Origin of the sequence: Jatrophihabitans sp., assembly GCF_036388195.1 — a bacterium.
In the GTDB taxonomy this organism is placed as follows: domain Bacteria; phylum Actinomycetota; class Actinomycetes; order Mycobacteriales; family Jatrophihabitantaceae; genus Jatrophihabitans_A.
Genome location: NZ_DASVSG010000156.1, coordinates 1 through 18103 on the forward strand (window position 1 = coordinate 1; position 18103 = coordinate 18103).

Sequence of the window (18103 nt, forward strand, 5' to 3'; positions counted from 1 at the left end):
GTCCGGCAGCGATTCGGCGACGGCGTCAGGCATATCTACGAGGCCGAGATGAAGCACGGCGAGCAGCAGCCCGGCTAGGGCTGAGCGGTCCTGCTCGTCGTCGAAGCAGCGGTGGTCAGCTGTCGAGGTGGGTCGGGATGCTGTCGGCGACGGCGGCCGGCGCGTCGACCAGTCCGAACCGGGACCGCAGCCGGGCGTAGAAGTCCGACGGCCCGAGCCGGACCAGGTGAGCCGGCCGGCGGGCCGGGAGGACGCTGACCCAGTCGCCGGGGTCGAGCACACCCCGCAGCTGGCCGTCGATGCTGACCGCCACCTGGCCGGATCGCTCCAGCACCCGGACGACGAGTTCCTCCTCGGCGCCGACCACCAGGCTGCGGTTGAACACCATGTGGGCGGCTACCGGGGTGAAGATCAGCGCCCGGACCCGCGGCGAGACGATCGGGCCGCCGGCTGCGAAGTTGTAGGCGGTGGAGCCGGTGGGGCTGGCGACGATCAGCGCGTCGGCCGAGTAGCTGGCGAAGAGGGTGCCCTCGAGGTAGACGCCCAGGCTGGCCTGCCGATCCCGGGCCAGCTTCTCCAGGACGATGTCGTTGACCGCGGTGACGTCGAGGTCGACGCCGGTCTTCGTGCTCGGCTCCGCGGGGCCCCGGCGCGGTGGCGGCGGCAGCAACGGCCCACGGCCGTACTGCAGCGCTGACTGCAGGCCGGCCGGGATGTAGAGCGGCCGGGATGCGCGCATGGTGAGCATCAGCCGCTCATCGAGGTGGGCATGGCCGGCCACGAAGGCGGTCAGCGCGGATTCGATGTCGGCGGGCTCCACCTCGGTGAGGAAGCCGACCCGGCCGACGTTGACCCCGAGCACCGGAACGCCGTCCTGGGCCGCCACCCGGGCTCCCCGCAGGAAGGTGCCGTCCCCGCCGACGGTGACGATCAGGTCCGGATGCCCGCTGGCGGCCGCCTCGTCGGCAGAGTTGCGGCGGCTGCTGGGCAGGCGGGCGGGGTTCTGGTCGTCCCGCCAGACGTCCACCTCGTGGACCACGATGCCGTGGGTGGCTGCCCAGCCGCGTACCCGATCGGCGGCGGCCACAGCGGCGGGCCGGCCGTGGTGGATCACCAGGCCGATGCGGGTGCAGGCCGGGGCCATGTCGGGGTTGTCCACACCGACACCGTAGTGGGCCCGCGGTGTGGGGGCCGGGACCCGTCTGCACGCCTTGGTGGCGCCAGTGGAACTGTAAGAGTGGGCAAGGCGTTGACCTGCCAGCAGGATCAGCGATGACCGAGACCGCCCGGTGCCAGGGCCGGCGGCAGGACCGAGCGGAGCGCAGGTGGCTGACGGACCGGCTGGTGGCACCAGGCTGGACGATCGCGAGCCGGATCGGCACTCCCAACCCCACCCGCCCAGGTGGCTGCAGCCCATCCGGGACCGGGTCCGGCGCGTTCCGGGCGGCGCGACGATCTGGACGCTGCTGATCGCGCTGATCGGTGGCGCGATCGTGGCCCTGGGGCTGGTCCTGATCCCGTTGCCGGGTCCGGGCTGGGCGCTGGTTTTCGTCGGTGTGGCGGTCTGGGCCACGGAATTCCGCTGGGCCCAACGGCTGCTGCAGCACGGGCGGCGCCTGTTGCGCAGGTGGACGGCCTGGGCGAAGCGCCAGTCGCTGCTGATCCGAATGCTGCTGGGCCTGGTGGGGCTGCTGGTGCTGGCCGGGGCGGCGTACTTGGGCTGGCAGACGCTGCGGTGAGGCTTGCTGACGGCCCATGTAAGCTAGCCGACGTTCGCCGCACCTGGTGCGGGGCGATTAGCTCAGCGGGAGAGCACTGCCTTCACACGGCAGGGGTCACTGGTTCGATCCCAGTATCGCCCACCCACAGTTGGAACCTCCGACATGCCGGGCGCATATCAGTCGAAGGGTTGACATCACCATGATCGAATCCGAGTCGGGTCAACCTCTCGACCGCGCTGCGGCCGCTGGAACAAGATGTTCTCGGGTTGCCAGCCCCCGCCGGTGGTGGGTGTGCGGCGCGCTCATCGCCTTGCTCGCGGTGGCCGGTTGCGACAGCAGCGCCGAGCCCGACGCCGCTCCCAACACCAGCACCGCCCAGGCCAGCAGCACTGCCCAAGCCAGCAGCACCGCTCCTGCTACCAGCACCGCTCCTGCCACCAGCACATCAGGCGCCAAAACCAGCCCCGGAACCTCGAGCGCAAGGCCCAGCACCACCTCGTCCGCCAAGCCCAATCTCGGCGCGCCGCAGGTGCTGGCACGCAACATCGACGTGCCCTGGGGCCTGGCCTTCCTGCCCGGCGGCGACGCCCTGGTCGGCGAGCGCGACACCGGCCGGATCCTCAGACTGACCCCCGGCAGCGCGCCCCGGCAGGCCTACCAGGTGCCCGGCGTGGCGGCGTCGGGGGAGGGCGGGTTGCTGGGCCTCGCGGTTTCCCCGACCTTCGCCAAGGACAACCTCGTCTACGCCTACTACACCGGCGAACAGGACAACCGCATCGTCCGCTTCCGGCTCGGCGCCGGGACGCCCGACGTGATCTTCGACGGCATAGCCAAGGCCGGCTTCCACAACGGCGGGCGTATCGCCTTCGGCCCGGACGGGATGCTGTACGTCGGCACCGGCGACGCCGGCGACACCCAGCGCTCCCAGGATCGGTCGAGCCCCAACGGAAAGATCCTGCGCCTGACCCCAAACGGGGCGCCGGCCCCAGGCAACCCGACCGCGGGCTCACCGGTGTACAGCTTCGGCCACCGCAACGTCCAAGGCCTCGCCTGGGACTCGGCGGGGCGGCTGTTCGCCACCGAGTTCGGGCAGAACCAGCTGGACGAGGTCAACCTCATCAAGCCCGGCCGCAACTACGGCTGGCCGCTCGTGGAAGGCTCCGGCAACACCGACGGCGGCCGGTTCACCAACCCGCTCGTCACCTGGTCCACCGGTGAGGCATCGCCCTCAGGCATGGCCATCGCCGGCAACACCGCGTACGTGGCCGCCCTCCGCGGGGAGCGGCTGTGGACCGTCCCGCTCAACGGAGAGGCCGCCGGGACGCCCAGGGCCGAGCTGCTAGGACGTTACGGCCGCCTGCGGACGGTCGTGACCGCGCCGGACGGCTCGCTCTGGGTCACCACCTCCAACACCGACGGCCGGGGCGACGCGCAGGATGACGACGACCGCATCCTCCGGTTCCCGGCGCGCTGAGCGGCGGGCAGGGGCTGGGAATCCGGGTTGGCCGGACCTCGCGGCAGCAGGCCCAGTCCTGAACCGCTTGCGTGCCGGATGCGGGGTGGTTAGCGTCGCGGATGGCTGGGCAGTCAGCGCCGTCCTTCGTTACGGAGCATCCCCATGACTGATGAAGAGTTCGCCCAGCTGACCCAGGACTACATCGCCGCCACCGAGGCGCGGCTGGCGCTGATCCGCGCCGACATCCCCGCGACGCCGGAGGCCCGGATCGTCTACCGGGAGGTCGCCGAGCGGGAATGGCAACTCGGCCAAGCCTGGGACGCCGAGCTGAACCGGCCGTCAGCGGACTGACGAGGCCTCCGGCGGTCCGGGTTGGTGTCTGCGTGGCGCGGCGCTCCTCCATATATACTCAGCGGCACTAACATATATGGAGGCCGTGGTGACGAAGAGGTTGATCGACCTGGACGACGAGCTTCTCGCCGAGGCCCAGCGGCAGCTTGGGACGACCGGCGTGACGGATACGGTGCGCACGGCGCTGGCCCAGGTCACCGCTGCAGCCGCCCGGGCTCGCCAGGTCACCTGGTTGGCGGAGGGCGGGATGGCCGGCATGGCCGACCGTGATCAGCGAGCCGAGGTGTGGCGATAACGGGTGGCGAACGTCGCCCGCTTCCTCATCGACACGAGCGCAGCGGCGCGCATGCCGCAGCCTTCCGTCAGCCGCCGGCTGGCTCCGCTGATCGAGGGTGGTGTCGTGGCGACGTGCGCGACACTGGATGCCGAGGCGCTGTTCAGCACCCGCAGTCCCGACGAGTACGAGCGCGTGCGCGCCGACCGGCGGACCGCGTATGAGTACCTGCCTACCGATGACCAGCACTGGCAGCGGGCCTTCGATGTCCAGCGCACGCTGGCCCGCACCGGCCGTCACCGCGCGGTCGGTCTGCCGGACCTGCTGACCGCGGTGCTCGCGGCCGAACACGGACTGACCGTGGTGCACTACGACGCCGATTTCGACATCGCGGCCGAGGTCCTGGATTTCAACCATCGCTGGGTGGCCGAACGCGGCAGCCTCGCCTGACCGCGCTCTGGAATTCGCCGGGTAGGAGAGCCAGACGGCTCGGTGGGGGCTAGCCTGCCAACCGGGCATCAGGTGCTCAAGGTAACGGCCGCTGGCACTTGAACGATTCCAAAAAATAGTCCAAACTCCCCGGCATGCCCACCATGTCGGACTTCGAGCGCATGTTGCGCGAGGCCGATCTGCGCGTGACGCGCCCCCGGGTCGCCGTGCTGACCGCGGTGCACGAGCATCCACATGCCGACACCGACTCGATCATCGGCGCCGTGCGCCAGGACCACGTCGCGGTGTCCCACCAGGCCGTCTACGACGTGCTGCGCGTGCTGACCGCCGCGGGTCTGGTGCGGCGCATCGAGCCGTCGGGCTCTGTCGCCCGCTACGAGGCGCGGGTCGGGGACAACCACCACCACGTCGTGTGCCGGTCCTGCGGCGCGATCGCCGACGTCGACTGCGCCGTCGGCAGCACACCCTGCCTGACCGCCTCCGACGACAACGGCTACGCCATCGACGAGGCCGAGGTCGTCTACTGGGGCCTGTGCCCGGCCTGCGCTCCGGCCACGTCAGCGACGGCGGCCGGCGGCGACTGACCCGCCGCATCCAAAGACCACACCACGCAAGCCATCGATCACAAGAGATACCCAGACAGGAGAGCGACCGACGTGTCCGAGAGCGAGAACCCGGTAATCCCCTCCCCGAAGCCAGCCGCGCATCGGCCGAGGACGAACCAGGACTGGTGGCCCAACCAGCTGAACCTGCAGGTGCTGCACCAGCACTCGCCCCGGTCCAACCCGATGGGCGAGGACTACGACTACGCCGAGGAGTTCAAGTCTCTCGATGTCGAGGCCCTGAAGCGCGACATCTACGAGGTCATGACGACCTCCCAGGACTGGTGGCCGGCCGACTACGGCCACTACGGGCCGCTGTTCATCCGGATGTCCTGGCATGCCGCGGGCACCTACCGGATCGCCGACGGCCGCGGCGGCGGCGGCCAGGGCGCGCAGCGGTTCGCCCCGCTCAACAGCTGGCCGGACAATGCCAACCTCGACAAGGCCCGCCGGCTGCTCTGGCCGGTCAAGAAGAAGTACGGCAAGAAGATCTCCTGGGCCGACCTGCTCGTCTTCGCCGGCAACTGCGCGCTGGAGTCGATGGGCTTCAAGACCTTCGGCTTCGGCTTCGGGCGTCCGGACATCTGGGAGCCGGAGGAGATCTTCTGGGGCCCGGAGGACACCTGGCTCGGCGACGAGCGCTATGGCGACGAGCGCCAGCTCAGCGGCCCGCTCGGCGCCGTCCAGATGGGCCTGATCTACGTCAACCCGGAGGGGCCCAACGGCAACCCCGACCCGCTGGCCGCAGCTCGGGACATCCGGGACACCTTCGCCCGGATGGCGATGAACGACGAGGAGACCTTCGCGCTGATCGCCGGCGGCCACACCTTCGGCAAGGCCCACGGCGCGGCCGGCGCCGACTACGTCGGCCCGGAGCCGGAGGCTGCCCCGATCGAGGCGCAGGGGCTCGGCTGGAAGAACAGCTACGGCAGCGGCAAGGGCAGGGACACGATCACCAGCGGACTCGAAGTCACCTGGACGCCCACCCCGACCGCCTGGGACAACAGTTTCCTCGAGACCCTGTTCCGCTACGAGTGGGAGCTGATCGAAAGCCCCGCCGGCGCCAAGCAGTGGCGCCCGAAGGACGGCGCCGGCGCCAACACCGCGCCGGACCCGGAGGACGGCTCGCTGAACCGTCCGCCGATGATGCTGACCACGGACCTGGCGCTGCGGTTCGACCCCACCTACGAGAAGATCGCCCGGCGCTTCCTGGAGCACCCGGACGAGTTCGCCGACGCCTTCGCCCGGGCCTGGTACAAGCTGCTGCACCGGGACATGGGCCCGGTGACGCGCTACCTCGGCCCGTGGGTGCCGGAGCAGCAGCTGTGGCAGGACCCGGTGCCCGCGCTCGACCATGACCTGGTCGGCGAGGAGGAGGTCGCGGCGCTGAAGGGCAAGGTCCTCGACTCGGGCCTGTCCATCTCCCAGCTGGTGTCCACCGCCTGGTCCTCGGCGGCGAGCTACCGCGGCACCGACAAGCGCGGCGGCGCCAACGGCGCCAGGATCCGGCTCGCCCCCCAGCGGGACTGGGAGGCCAACGAGCCGACCGAGCTCGCCCAGGTCCTGCAGACCCTGGAGCAGGTCCAGCAGGACTTCAACTCCAAGTCCGGCAGCACGAGGATCTCCCTCGCTGACCTGATCGTGCTGGGCGGCTGCGCGGCGGTCGAGCAAGCGGCCCGCGATGCCGGGCACGACATCGTGGTGCCGTTCATCCCGGGCCGCACGGATGCCTCCCAGGAGCAGACCGACGTCGAGACGTTCGCGGTGCTCGAACCGACCGCCGACGGCTTCCGCAACTACCTGCAGCCCGGGGAGAAGCTGCCGCCGGAGATCCGGCTGCTGGACCGGGCCAACATGCTCACCCTGACCGCGCCGGAGATGACGGTGCTGGTCGGCGGCATGCGTGCCCTCAAGGCCAACTTCGGCCAGTCCGACCACGGGGTGTTCACCGACCGGCCCGGAACGCTGACCAACGACTTCTTCGTGAACCTGCTCGCCGAGGACACGGAGTGGAAGGCTTCGGAGTCGGCCGAGAACGTCTACGACGGCCGCGACCGGGCCAGCGGCGACCTCAGGTGGACGGCCACCGCGGTCGACCTGGTCTTCGGGGCCAACTCGCAGCTGCGGGGCATCGCCGAGGTCTACGCAAGCGATGACGCGCAGGAGAAGTTCGTGCGCGACTTCGTGGCCGCGTGGCACAAGGTCATGATGCTGGACCGGTTCGACGTCCCGTCCCACCGGATCGACTGAGGCCTGGCGTCCGGGCCGGCCTACTGCCGGCCGGCCCGGACGCAGCCCGTCCCAGACACTCGATGCAGTCATTGATGGTGTAGATACATACTCTGGTCGACTGCCGCCTTATTATCCCATTCAGGCTTGAAGAGTCTGCAAAGTCGATGCTACTGTCTGCGCCCATAATGGAGTAATTGCTCCACAGGGCGCATCCAGCGGATGCCCGAAGATCACCGGACAGGTCAGCCCCATCACAACGTCCAGGGAGCCACGGTGTCCGTACTCGCTCGTGTCATCCGATTCACCGCGCTGGCCGCCCTCCTCGCCGTGCTGGCGGCGTGCGGCTCCAGCAGCAAGGCAAGCGACGGCCCGGCCGCCGGCTCCAACCGGACGGCGAGCGGATCCGCCGGCGCGGTCGAGGGATTTCGTCCTGCGCGGGCAGGGACGTTGACGGTCGCGACGAACCTTCCCGGTCCGGGTTTCTGGAACGGCGCCGGCCCGGACACCATGACCGGCGGCTACGAGTACGGGATGTCGCAGTACATGGCCGAGCGGCTCGGCTTGAAGCTGAAGATCATCAACACCAGCTTCGACGCCCTCGTCGCCGGCAACGTCAAGGGCTTCGACCTCGCGCTGTCCACGATCAACATCACCCCGGCGCGGGCGAAGATCGCGAACTTCTCCGATCAGTACCTGTCCTCCGACCAGGGCGTGCTCGTGCGCAAGGGCGCCACGGTCGACAGCGCGAATGCCCGCGGCCTGCACTGGGGGGTTCTGCAGGCCAGCACCAGCCTGGACTTCCTTACCGAGACGCTGAAACCGACGCGTGCGCCCGCGGTGTACCAGGACCAGCCGTCGATGTTCGCCGCCCTCGGCGCTCGCCAGATCGACGCGGTGTTGCTGGACACGGTGGCGGTGCTGGCCCAGGCCAAGCAGTCCAACGGGCAACTCGAGGTCGTGGGGCAGTACCGAACCGGTGGTGTGTACGGGGCGCTGGTGCCGAAGGACTCGCCCAATCTGGCCATCGTCAACCGGCTGATCGCGGACATGAAGCGCGACGGGACGCTGGATCAGCTGGCTACCAAGTACCTGGTGCCGGAGTTCGGCAAGAACCCCGACACCGTGCCGTACCTGCAGCCCTGACCCGCCGATGAGCGGCGACATCCTGCAGTCGGCAGCGCCCGGTGACACCATGGTGGCCGCGCCGCCACCGGCTCGGGCCGCCCTCACCGGGCGAAGCCACGCCCTGCTGCTGTGTGCGGCGCTGCCGCCCTTCGGATGGGTCGCGGTCCACCAGTACCTCAGGGCCCGCGGCCGTGCCCGGGACGGGGACGCCTATGCCGCCCGGGTGCACCTGAGCCGGGCACGGGAGTGGGCCTGGTACGCGGTTGCCACCGCCGTCGCCGTCCTGATCGTGGGCCTGGTCGTGGTCTCGCTCACCTCGAACGACCATGCGGTCATCACGACGTTCTTCAACGGCCAGGTGCTTCGCGACTCGTTGCCCAGCGTGCTGACCGGCTTCTGGCTCAACGTGCGGATGTTCCTCCTGGCCGAGGCCTTGGTGCTGCCGTGGGCATTTCTCGTCGCGGCCGTCCGCATGATGCCGGGCCGGGCCTTCCGCCCGATCAGAGCCCTGGCCATCGTCTATGTCGACCTGTTCCGGGGCATGCCTGCAGTCATCGTCATCTATCTCATCGCATTCGGCCTGCCCATTGCCGGGCTGCCTGTTCTCGCCGGGCTGTCGGGCTTCAAGCTGTGCGTCCTGGCGCTCGTGCTGGTCTACGGCGCCTACGTGTCGGAGGTCTTCCGGGCCGGCCTGGAGAGCGTGCACTGGAGCCAGTCCGCGGCAGCGCGATCCCTCGGGCTGTCCCACCTGCAGAGCGTCCGCCACGTGGTCGCCCCGCAAGCCATCCGGCGGATCATCCCGCCGCTGCTCAACGACTTCATCGGGCTGCAGAAGGACACTGCCCTGGTCAGCTTCGTGGGGCTGCTCGATGCGTTCAACCAGTCCCGCATCATCGCGAGCAACTCCTTCAACCTCTCCGCCGTCACCGGCGTCGGCCTGGTCTTCGTCCTCATCACGGTCCCGCTGGCCCGGTTGGTCGATTACCTGACCGCCCGCGATATGCGCCGCACCCAGGCCGGCGCCGCATGAGCGCCGTCGTCGAGCTCCGGGGGGTGGCCAAGGCCTTCGGGCCGGCGCAGGTGCTGCGCGGCATCGACCTCAGCGTCGACGAGCACCAGATCGTGAGCCTGATCGGCCCGTCGGGATGCGGCAAATCGACGCTGCTCAAGTGCATCAACGCGCTGGAGCCGGTCGACGCCGGAGACATCTGGCTGGACGGAGAGCGGGTGTCCGGCCCCGGCGTCGACCTGAACTTCCTGCGCCGGCGGGTGGGCATCGTCTTCCAGAACTTCAACCTGTTCCCGCACATGACCGTGCTCGACAACATCACCCTCGCCCCTCGCAAGGTGCTCAAGCAGCGCCGGGACGCCGCTGAGCACGAAGCCTGCCGCCTGCTGGAGCGGATCGGCCTTGCCGCGAAGGCGACGGCCTATCCGGACCGGCTGTCCGGCGGCCAGCAGCAACGCGTCGCCATCGTTCGCGCGCTGGCGATGAATCCGCGGCTGTTGCTGCTCGACGAGGTCACCAGCGCGCTGGACCCGCAGCTGGTCGGTGAGGTGCTCAGCATCATCGCAGAGCTCGCGGCCGAGGGGATGACCATGATCCTGGCGACCCACGAGATGCGCTTCGCCCGGGAGGTGTCGAACCTGGTCTGCTTCCTGCACGAGGGCGCGATCTGCGAATCCGGGCCGCCGGAGCAGGTGCTGGGCGACCCGCGCAACGAGCTCACCCGTGCCTTCCTGCGGCGGGAAGGAGCCACCGCGACCGCGGCTGCCGAGGCCTGGCTCGCCTGATGGGCGCGCCCGCCACCGCCGACGTCGTCGTCATCGGCGCCGGCATCCTCGGAAGCGCCATCGCCTTCGAGCTCGCCCGGGACGGGCGCCAGGTGACGGTCGTCGATCAGGGATCGACCGCCGGCGCCGGGTCCACCATGGACTCCTCGGCGATCATCCGCTGTCACTACACGGCGCCGGCCGCGGTCGCCGCGGCGCGGGACTGCTACTTCGACTGGATCGACTGGCCCGCCTACACCGAGTACGACGATCCGGACGGGACCTTCCGCTACCGTCCGACCGGCGCCCTGGTCCTCGACCCGGTGACCGAGAACCTCGACCAGATCCTCGACCGGCTCGCTGCCGCCGGCATCGCGGCCGAGCGCCTCGGCCCCGATCAGGTCGAGGAGCGTTTTCCGGCCCTGGACGCCTCGCGCCTCGGACCGCCGGCGTTGCCCGAGGACGACGCGTTCTGGTCCACCTCGACCGACCGGCTGGATGCGGTGTTCTATGCCGATGCCGGCTATGTCGACCTTCCTGCCCTGGCCGCGCAGAACCTGCTGTCGGCGGCCGCTCGGCTCGGGGCGCGATTCCGCCGCCGGCACAAGGTCGTCGACATCGTGACCTCCCGGGCCCGGGTGGCCGGCGTCCGGCTGTCGGGCGGCGAGCTCATCAGCACCCCGGTCGTGGTGAACGCGGCCGGGCCGTGGAGCGACGCGCTCAACGTCCTCGCCGGCGTGACCGGCGACATGGCCGTTCGGGGCCGCGTCCTGCGCACGGAGACCCATGAGATCGACTGCCCGGCGGAGTTCGCGGATCTGCGCGGCGCCTTCGTCACCGACCTGGATCTCGGCAGCGCCTTCCGGCCACAGGGTTCCGCGCGCCTGCACATCAGCAGCACCGAGCCCGAATGCGACCCGCTGGAGTGGATGGACGGCGCCGACGGCTACAGCCGCATCCCGACCGAGGAGATCTGGACCAGACAGGTGCTGCGGGTGGCGAGGCGGCTGCCCGGCCTCGCCGTGCCCAACCGGCCGTCCGGCGTGGGCGCGCTCTACGACGTCACCGAGGACTGGACACCCATCATCGACAAGAGCCAATTGCCCGGTTTCTTTATGGCGTGCGGCACCAGCGGCAACTCCTTCAAGCTCGCGCCGCTGATCGGCCGCGCGATGCGGGCCCTTGTCGCCGCTGCCGAGCAAGGCCGCGACCACGACACCGATCCCGTGGCCCTGCCGTACCGGCACCTGCCCGGTCAGCTGGACCTCGCGCTCTACTCCCGGCTCCGCGTCCCGGACGCCGCACACCCGCGCAACGTGCTCGGCTGAGTTCCGGGTGGCTGGCCCCGAGAGGGAGCCCAGTACCGTCGTGAGTAGCCGCACGTTCCCGCGGCAGCGGCTGGAAGGTGTGAGGAAACGGTGCTGACCCTGTTGGGCTGGCTGGCTGTGGTGGTCCTCATCGCGGCGAACGCCGTCTTCGTGGCCGCGGAGTTCGGCTTGACGTCGGTCGACCGGAGCCGGGTCGCCCGCGACGCCGAGCAGGGGGACAGGCGCGCCATGGCGGTGCACCGGGCCACCTCGACGTTGTCGTTCCAGCTCTCCGGCGCGCAGCTGGGCATCACGGTCTGCTCGCTGCTGCTCGGGTTCGTCGCCGAGCCGGTGGTCTCGGCCGCGCTGCACCCGCTCACCACCGCGGTGGGCCTCGGCGATGCCAGCGAGATCGTGGCGCTCATCCTCGGCCTGCTGCTTGCCACCGTCGCCCAGATGCTGTTCGGCGAGCTGGTGCCGCAGAACCTCGCGCTGGCACGGTCGCTGGCGACCAGCCGCCGCATCGTGCCGTTGCTGCTCGGCTTCACCCGGGTGTTCCGGCCCGTCATCGCGTCGTTCAACGGCGCCGCGAACTGGGTGGTCCGTGCCCTCGGCGTCGAGCCGCAGGAGGAGCTGCGCTCGGCACGGTCCCCGGCCGAGCTGCGGTACCTGATCTCCTCGTCGGCGGCCGAGGGGGCGCTGCCGACGGCGACGGCGGATCTGCTGCGGCGAAGCCTGTCGTTCGGTGACAAGATCGCCGCCGATGTCATGACGCCGCGCGTCGATGTGGTGGCGCTGCCGCGCCACGCGACGGCGGCCGAGCTGCTCACGCTCGCCCGCACCAGCGGCAGGTCACGGTTCCCGGTCTACGGGGCGGACCTCGACGACATCACCGGGGTCGTCCATCTCAAGCACGCCTACGGCGTCGAGCTGCCCGACCGCGCCGCCGTCCGGGTGGATGAGCTGATGGTGGAGGCCGAGCGGGTGCCCACCACGCTGCACTGCGAGCCGCTGCTGCACACCCTGCGCCGCGGCAGCCTGCAACTCGCGGTGATCATCGACGAGTTCGGTGGCACCGCGGGGGTGGTCACGGTGGAGGATCTGATCGAGGAGATCACCGGGCCGATCCGGGACGAGTACGACATCGGCGAGGTGCCCGAGGTCATAGCGCTGACCGACGGCCGCCGCTCGGTGAGCGGGCGGCTGCACCGCGACAACTTCGCGGAGGTGTTCGGCTGGCCGGAGATCACCGGCCCGTTCGACACGCTGGCCGGGTTGGTCCTGGCGCGTCTAGGGCATCTGCCCGGCAGCGGTGAGTGCGTCACGATCGAGGGCTGGACACTCACCGTGGACCGGCTCGACGGCCGCCGCATCGACAGGCTGATCGCTGCTCCACCAGCAGGCGAGCCGCAGCTCGAGACGGAGGAGGACCCGTCGTGAGCATCGTGCTGGCAATCGTGTTCCTGCTCGGCAATGCCGCTTTCGTAGGGGCGCAGTTCGCCTTGATCACCGCCCGGCGCGACCAGGTGGAGCCGTTGGCCCAGGCGGGCAACCGTCGCGCATCGATCGCGCTGGCGCAGATGCGCGGCCTGGACCGGATGCTGGCCGGCTCGCAGCTGGGCATCGCGTTGTGCTCGCTGGGACTCGGCGCGGTCGCGGAGCCCGCGTTCGCGCACCGGCTGGAGCAGTTGTTCCAGGCCTGGTCGCTGCCGGAGTCCTTGCTGCATCCGGTGGCGTTCGTGATCGCGCTCGCCTTCGTGTCCTTCTGCCACATGGTGCTGGGCGAGATGGTTCCCAAGAACCTCGCCCTGGCCAGCCCGCTGCGTAGCGCGCTGGCGCTGGGGCTGGTGATGGCGGTGTGGACGAAGCTCACCGGGTTCGTGCTCACCGTGATCAGCGCGCTCGCCAACGGGTTGCTCCGGCTCGGTGGTGTGGAGCCCACCAGCGAGCTGCACACCACGTACTCGTCGGAAGATCTCGTCCACCTCGTCGACGAATCCGCCGCCGAAGGGCTGCTGGAAAGCGGCGACCAGCACCGCTTGCAGCAGGCGCTGGCGATGGACACCCTCACCCTGGCCGACATCCTCATCAGCCTCGACAGCCTGGTCGCCCTCAGCCCGGGCGCGCGTATCGGCGATCTGCAACGCGTGATCGCCGCTAGCGGCTACTCCCGGTACCCGATCCGGGACGGCAACCGGCTCACCGGCTACGTCCATGCCAAGGACCTGCTTCGGCTGGAGGCGCTCGGACCGCGGGCCCGGCTGCCGCGCGACACCCACCGACCGATGACCGAGCTGGCGGCCGACACCACCATGACCGCCGCGCTCGAGGCGATGAAGAGGACCAATACCCACATGGCGATCGTCACCTCCGGGCAGACCCAGCTCGGGGTCACCACCCTCGAGGACGTGCTGGAGAAGCTGCTCGGCGAGATCCCGCGTCCCGGCGAGGACTGACCTGACTCAGGTCATGCGCGGCGGATCAGGCAACTGCCGAATCAAGGGGGGTCTCTTGCGAGTGAACAGCTGGCCTCCTTGGGAGAGGAGGGTCGGGGAACCGCGGCCGCGCGTCCCACCCCGTGTCGGGCGCGCACACCACAGACCGGGCCGGGCAGCCCGGTGGAGGAACGGCTTCTACTCGAACCCGCGCCGCATCCAGCAGACACGAACGCTCCTTCAACGAAGAGCCAACTGGAAATCGGCTCGAGGGGAATTGACGGCTTGGAGCCGTTTCGGCAGCGTAGAAGGCAGTAAATAAGATTGTCAACCGTTTGACTAGGCTATTTACAATGCTTCACGAGAGCTCACGGGCACCGAACACCCTGCCTAGGAACCGCCCAGTGGAGCGCTGCGTGCGCGGCATAAGCCGCGCAGACACCTGCATATTCTCCTGCGCAGCGTCGGCAGTGAAACTATCCGTTCGCGGTGGAGTCGAACAGCCCGGTACGGCGCGCCGGGGTCTCATCACTTGCTGGCGCTGACCGCTTCGCGTAGCTGGCACCGGTGCTGCCGCTGCAGGCGGCTCTGTCCAGCGAGCCAGCCCTTGCACGACACGGTTAACCAGCTAAACACACGTCCTGAGCCGCTTGCTCGGGTACTCCGATAGGCTCAGGCCGCGTCTGGCGGGGATGAAATCAGGGCGGGCAGCAACCGTGATTCACTGCAGTCACCGGTGGATGGCCGTGGCGGGGGTGGGCGGAATAAGCAGTAGGCGGCGTGATGAATGCGGAGAGGGCGAGCGTGCCAGTAGTGAGCATGACTGGAACGGCTCTGCGCAGTCGGCCACGAGGAGAATACTGATTCATGAAAGTGACCTTTCACAGCTGTAGCCGTAAATTGCACCGGTAGACGACATTTGACCGATGTAGTGTACTTACTTACACGAGTAAACCCAACGAGTCAAGAGGAATCCAGTGGCATTCGGTGAGGTGCTTCGCTCCTTTCGGTTGGCGCGTAACCTGACCCAGGCCGAGGTGGCCGGCGATGAGCTGTCCATCAGCTACATCTCGCTGCTGGAGTCCAATCGGCGCCAGCCCAGTGACGAGACGGTGCAGATCCTCGCCAGGTCGCTGGGGTGCCGGCCCGAGGAGCTCTACGGCAAACCGGCCGCGGAAGGGCAGCCTGCTGCCCTAGCCATCCGCTACGCAGACCTCAGCCTGGAGACGGGCGAGATCTCGACAGCTCGGGTCGGCTATCAGCAAGTCCTGCAGGACGGCATCGACGACCCCATGCTGCGCATCCGGACGACGCTGAGCCTTGCTCAGACCCTGCAGCGCGAGGGCCGCCTGAGCGAAGCAGTCGAGATGTATGAAAGCTGCGTGCGTTCTGGGCTGGTGGACCCGGCGCACTCGGTGTCGCTGGCGGCGACGCAGGGCTGGTGCCGTTGCCTGTTCGAACTCGGCGAGCTGTACCGCGCCATCGAGGTCGGCAGCCGCGCCCTGGAGGAGCTCGGACAGCTGGGCGCGGAGGATTCCGAGCAATCGGTTCAACTGCTCGCCACGGTCGCCAATGCCTGGTACGAGCTGGGCGAGCTGCGTCAGGCCGAGAACCTGCTCGGCGAGGGCCTGGAGCGGGCCTCCCGGGTCAAGTCACCGCTGACGCGGGGAGCGATCATCTGGAATGCGAGCCTGGTCGCGGCCGAGCGTGGACGCTACCTGGAAGCGCTGGAGCTGGCCGACGAGGCGCTGTCGGTCTTTCGCCACGGGTCGGACCCGCGGATGCTCGGCATGTTGCTGACCGCTCGGGGCTACATGCTGCTGCGGATGGACCCGCCGCGCGCGGAGGAGGCGGTAACCGTGCTCACCGAAGCCATGGCGCTGCTGTCCGTCATGCCGGACAAGGTGCAGCAGGCCTACGCGCTCACCGATCTCTCCCGCGCCCACCTCGAACTCGGCGACACCGATGCGGCGGTATCGACTGCCGAGCGCGCGCTGGAGCTGGTCGGGCCCTCGGCCCACCTGGAATGCGCGCGGGCGACGGTTGCGCTCGCCGCGGCGGTGAACGCCCAAGGCGATCCGGACCGCGCCAGGCAACTCTTCACCGAGGCAGCGACCATCCTCGGCACCCTGGGCGCTACCCGTAGCGCGGCTCGGGCCTGGGTGGAGCTTGCCACCACGCTGGCCGACCGAGGGGACCTGGCCGGCTCCGTGTCGGCCTTCCGGCAGGCTGCGACGGCCTTGAACCTGGTGGACGGCCCGCGGCGGTCACCGGCCAAGGAAGCGAGGCTCGCCGGCGCCGGCGAGGACTGAGACACCGATTCCTCGCCCGGGCACCGGTCAGTAACGCGGGTCCTGGGGCTCCTGGAGCTCATCGAGCAGCGACACGTCGTCCTTGCTCAGATCGACCGTCGCCGCAAGGGCATTCTCGATCACCCTGGCTGCTCGCCGGGTGCCGGGAATCGGCAGGACCCGATCGCTGTAGCTGAGCAACCAGCGCAGGGCGACCTGCGCGGCGGTGGCGCCGCTGCGGTCCGCGACCTCCAGGACGGTAGCCAGCAAGCTCTCGTTCGCGCGCAGCGCCGCCGGCTGGAAGCGGGGATTGCCGCGGCGGAAGTCATCAGCAGGCAGATCGGACGGCGAGCGGATGGCGCCGGTGAGGTACCCGCGGCCGAGCGGGGCGTAGGCGAGCAGCGCGGCGCCATGGTCGGAGCACCAGTCCAGCACCCCGCTGTGCACCGGCTCCCTGGTCCAGAGGCTGAACTCCGACTGCACCGAGGCGATGGGCGCGACCTGCGCGGCGCGGTCGAGCTCTGCCACGCTGACCTCGGACAGCCCGATCGCCCTTACCTTGCCGGCCGCGACGAGCTCGGCCATCGCCTGCACGCTGACCTCGATCGGGACGGCGGGATCGACGCGGTGCAGCTGGTACAGGTCGATGTGGTCGGTCCGCAGCCGCCGCAGCGACGCGTCGCAGGATCGGTGGATGTGGGCCGGCGAGCCGTCGCGGTGGTACTGCGAGGCGCCGTCGACGAGAAGGCCTGCCTTGGTGGCCAGGAACGCCTCGTCGCGGCGACCGGTCAGGGCGCGCCCGAGCAGCGTCTCGTTGGTGAATGGGCCGTAGACGTCAGCGGTGTCGAAGAGCGTCACGCCGTGGTCGAGCGCGGCGTTGATCGCGGCAGCGGCCTCGGTGTCGTTCCGTGCGCCGCGATCGTAGAACCAGCTCATCGGCATGCAGCCGAGCCCGATGGCTCCTACCTCGCGGCCGGCGATCTGCCGTTGCGGCATCGACGCGGGCACAGCAGCCATCAGACGGCCTTTCGTAGACGAGGCATGGAGCAGCGGAAAGGGCGCTCAGTCCTCGGCGGCGCCGGTCGCCCACGATCCGCGGACGTGCCCGATGTGCTGGCGCATCAGCCGCGCGGCGCCCGCCGCGTCCCGATCCCGGATCAGGTCGAGCAGCTCGATGTGCTCGTGCGAGGTGGGCAGCAGCTGTCCGGAGTCGGCCAGCCTGGACATCCCGTACAGCCGTGACCGGACCCGCAGTGACCGGACGGTCTCGACCAGCGTCCTGTTGCAGAGCAGGCCGAGCAGCGCGGTGTGGAACTCCAGGTCCGCCTTGTTGTGGGCCACCATGTCGTTGCGCACGGCGGCGCGTTCGATCTGCGTGGTCAGCTGCTTCAACGCCCGGTACTCGGCGGCAGACAGCCCGCGCCGGGCGAGGTTGCGCACCGAGGGGACCTCGATGAGCAGCCGCAGCTCGGTGAGCTCGTCGAGTTCGGCGGCAGCGAGCTCGACGACGCGGAATCCCTTGTTGCGGACGGTCTCCACCAGTCCCTCTTTGACCAGATCGAGCACGGCCTCGCGTACCGGTGTGGCCGACATGCCCAGCTGGGCAGCGAGCGTCGGTGCGGAGTACACCACGTGCGGCCGCAACTCGCCGGCGATGATGGCGGCCTGCAGGGTCTTGATGGCCTCGTCGCGAAGGCTGGTCCGGGACCCAGCGGACTGCAGGAGGAGTCCGTCGTCGGCTTGGCTGCTCGACAGGGTACGGGTCACCGTTCTCACCCGGCTTCGATGGTGACCGTGTGGATGCTGGTGAAGGTGTCGACCGCGGCCTTGCCCTGCTCCTTCGCGCCGTAGCCGGAGGCCTTCACGCCCCCGAACGGCAGGTAGAAGTCCACTCCGGTGGTCGGCGCGTTGACCTTGATCATGCCCGCGGACAGGCGGTTCACCGCCTCGAGGGCGCCGGTGAGGTCGCGGGTGTAGAGGCCGGCCACCAGACCGTGCTGCACCGAGTTGGCCCGGCTGATCGCCTGGTCCAGGGTCGCGACGCTGCTGATCGAGCAGATCGGGCCGAACACCTCGTCCCGTTCGA

General features: G+C 69.6%; 18 protein-coding genes and 1 tRNA gene. 15 read left to right on the forward strand and 4 right to left on the reverse strand.

All coding sequences use genetic code 11. The annotated features are described in order from the left end of the window. Positions 1-115: 115 nt before the first annotated feature. Positions 116-1144, reverse strand: coding sequence for an NAD(+)/NADH kinase (locus VF612_RS15855; protein WP_408660836.1), 1029 nt, complete (start codon positions 1142-1144; stop codon positions 116-118). 181 nt (positions 1145-1325) lie between these two features. Here VF612_RS15855 and VF612_RS15860 point away from each other — a divergent pair, with 181 nt between their 5' ends. The 15 genes from VF612_RS15860 to VF612_RS15930 all read left to right on the forward strand — a co-directional run bounded on the left by VF612_RS15860 (position 1326) and on the right by VF612_RS15930 (position 16038). Next, a complete protein-coding gene (locus VF612_RS15860) occupies positions 1326-1739 on the forward strand; it encodes a TIGR02611 family protein (protein ID WP_408660819.1) in 414 nt (137 codons plus the stop codon). Between the two features lie 51 nt (positions 1740-1790). Then, a tRNA-Val gene (locus tag VF612_RS15865) sits at positions 1791-1862 on the forward strand. Between the two features lie 148 nt (positions 1863-2010). Next, on the forward strand, positions 2011-3195 hold the full coding sequence (locus VF612_RS15870; RefSeq protein WP_408660820.1) for a PQQ-dependent sugar dehydrogenase: 1185 nt from the start codon (positions 2011-2013) through the stop codon (positions 3193-3195). 144 nt (positions 3196-3339) lie between these two features. Continuing rightward, positions 3340-3528, forward strand: coding sequence for a hypothetical protein (locus VF612_RS15875; protein WP_408660821.1), 189 nt, complete (start codon positions 3340-3342; stop codon positions 3526-3528). Positions 3529-3616: 88 nt separating this feature from the next. Beyond that, complete coding sequence (locus tag VF612_RS15880) at positions 3617-3823, forward strand: type II toxin-antitoxin system VapB family antitoxin (RefSeq protein WP_408660822.1); 207 nt, start codon at positions 3617-3619, stop codon at positions 3821-3823. 3 nt (positions 3824-3826) lie between these two features. After that, positions 3827-4252: a PIN domain nuclease gene (locus VF612_RS15885; RefSeq protein ID WP_408660823.1), complete on the forward strand. Its 426-nt coding sequence runs from the start codon at positions 3827-3829 to the stop codon at positions 4250-4252. 134 nt (positions 4253-4386) lie between these two features. Further along, positions 4387-4836 carry a Fur family transcriptional regulator gene (locus VF612_RS15890; protein ID WP_408660824.1) on the forward strand — a complete coding sequence of 150 codons (450 nt, stop codon included), beginning with the start codon at positions 4387-4389 and terminating at the stop codon, positions 4834-4836. A gap of 72 nt (positions 4837-4908) precedes the next feature. Continuing rightward, the gene (gene katG / locus VF612_RS15895) at positions 4909-7104 is read left to right on the forward strand and encodes a catalase/peroxidase HPI (protein WP_408660825.1); all 2196 of its coding nucleotides are present in this window, start codon (positions 4909-4911) and stop codon (positions 7102-7104) included. 255 nt (positions 7105-7359) lie between these two features. Beyond that, complete coding sequence (locus VF612_RS15900) at positions 7360-8229, forward strand: ABC transporter substrate-binding protein (protein ID WP_408660826.1); 870 nt, start codon at positions 7360-7362, stop codon at positions 8227-8229. 7 nt (positions 8230-8236) lie between these two features. Beyond that, entirely contained in the window at positions 8237-9241 is a 1005-nt protein-coding gene (locus tag VF612_RS15905; protein ID WP_408660827.1) for an amino acid ABC transporter permease, read from the forward strand. After that, positions 9238-10005 (forward strand): amino acid ABC transporter ATP-binding protein, encoded by a 768-nt coding sequence (locus tag VF612_RS15910; RefSeq protein WP_408660828.1) that lies wholly within the window; start codon positions 9238-9240, stop codon positions 10003-10005. The genes VF612_RS15905 and VF612_RS15910 overlap by 4 nt, the downstream gene beginning before the upstream one ends. Then, positions 10005-11312: an NAD(P)/FAD-dependent oxidoreductase gene (locus tag VF612_RS15915; RefSeq protein ID WP_408660829.1), complete on the forward strand. Its 1308-nt coding sequence runs from the start codon at positions 10005-10007 to the stop codon at positions 11310-11312. Before VF612_RS15910 ends, VF612_RS15915 begins: the two co-directional genes overlap by 1 nt. A 90-nt stretch (positions 11313-11402) precedes the next feature. Continuing rightward, on the forward strand, positions 11403-12731 hold the full coding sequence (locus VF612_RS15920; protein WP_408660830.1) for a hemolysin family protein: 1329 nt from the start codon (positions 11403-11405) through the stop codon (positions 12729-12731). Next, complete coding sequence (locus tag VF612_RS15925; RefSeq protein WP_408660831.1) at positions 12728-13747, forward strand: hemolysin family protein; 1020 nt, start codon at positions 12728-12730, stop codon at positions 13745-13747. The genes VF612_RS15920 and VF612_RS15925 overlap by 4 nt, the downstream gene beginning before the upstream one ends. A gap of 971 nt (positions 13748-14718) precedes the next feature. Then, positions 14719-16038, forward strand: coding sequence for a tetratricopeptide repeat protein (locus VF612_RS15930; RefSeq protein ID WP_408660832.1), 1320 nt, complete (start codon positions 14719-14721; stop codon positions 16036-16038). Positions 16039-16065: 27 nt separating this feature from the next. Here the strand turns inward: VF612_RS15930 and VF612_RS15935 are convergent, their stop codons facing one another. From VF612_RS15935 to VF612_RS15945, 3 genes are all read right to left on the reverse strand, one after another. After that, positions 16066-17034 carry an aldo/keto reductase gene (locus VF612_RS15935; protein WP_408660833.1) on the reverse strand — a complete coding sequence of 323 codons (969 nt, stop codon included), beginning with the start codon at positions 17032-17034 and terminating at the stop codon, positions 16066-16068. 45 nt (positions 17035-17079) lie between these two features. After that, complete coding sequence (locus VF612_RS15940; protein ID WP_408660834.1) at positions 17080-17784, reverse strand: GntR family transcriptional regulator; 705 nt, start codon at positions 17782-17784, stop codon at positions 17080-17082. Positions 17785-17789: 5 nt separating this feature from the next. Further along, positions 17790-18103 (reverse strand): aldehyde dehydrogenase family protein (locus tag VF612_RS15945; RefSeq protein WP_408660835.1); only part of this gene is annotated, 314 nt, incomplete at its 5' end.

Excerpts from the sequence above, each read along its gene's own strand:
- VF612_RS15910 (WP_408660828.1), top strand. The coding sequence starts at position 9,238 with ATGAGCGCCGTCGTCGAGCTCCGGGGGGTGGCCAAGGCCTTCGGGCCG.
- VF612_RS15905 (WP_408660827.1), top strand. The coding sequence starts at position 8,237 with ATGAGCGGCGACATCCTGCAGTCGGCAGCGCCCGGTGACACCATGGTG.
- VF612_RS15875 (WP_408660821.1), top strand. The coding sequence starts at position 3,340 with ATGACTGATGAAGAGTTCGCCCAGCTGACCCAGGACTACATCGCCGCC.
- VF612_RS15915 (WP_408660829.1), top strand. The coding sequence starts at position 10,005 with ATGGGCGCGCCCGCCACCGCCGACGTCGTCGTCATCGGCGCCGGCATC.
- VF612_RS15855 (WP_408660836.1), bottom strand. The coding sequence starts at position 1,144 with ATGGCCCCGGCCTGCACCCGCATCGGCCTGGTGATCCACCACGGCCGG.
- VF612_RS15935 (WP_408660833.1), bottom strand. The coding sequence starts at position 17,034 with ATGGCTGCTGTGCCCGCGTCGATGCCGCAACGGCAGATCGCCGGCCGC.
- VF612_RS15890 (WP_408660824.1), top strand. The coding sequence starts at position 4,387 with ATGCCCACCATGTCGGACTTCGAGCGCATGTTGCGCGAGGCCGATCTG.